The following is a 309-nucleotide window of genomic DNA, read 5'->3' as shown; positions in this document are numbered from 1 at the left end:
AATGACATCTCTTCAGGGGGATTGAGCAACAAACTCACGGTGCGTTTGCCGTTGACCCGGCGAAGCTGTGTTGGCCCAACGGTTCTTATCACCTCTGCCAGCTCCCCCAGAGTTTGTAAACCGGCATTGGGAGTGTGCACGGGCAGTGAAGAAAGTTCATCGGGGGTGCGCCACTTATCGCCGCGCAAAATTAGGTTCATTCTGTCATTACCGTCAAAGTACTCAGCGATAAAAAGTCCCCCGCTCAAGGCTCTGACCATACTGGCGATATCGCCACGATCCAGTCCGGCCTGGGCTATACGTCTATCA

The 309-nt window shown here is 53.7% G+C and carries 1 protein-coding gene; it reads right to left on the bottom strand.

Annotation, left to right across the window (positions count from 1 at the left end):
* The coding region (locus J0A66_RS22615; RefSeq protein WP_206576054.1) for an efflux RND transporter permease subunit at positions 1 to 309 on the bottom strand (309 nt) is incomplete at both ends.

The sequence above is a fragment of the Bowmanella dokdonensis genome, from assembly GCF_017254865.1.
Taxonomy (GTDB): Bacteria; Pseudomonadota; Gammaproteobacteria; order Enterobacterales; family Alteromonadaceae; genus Bowmanella; species Bowmanella dokdonensis.
This window is presented reverse-complemented; position numbering and strand designations above follow the sequence as displayed.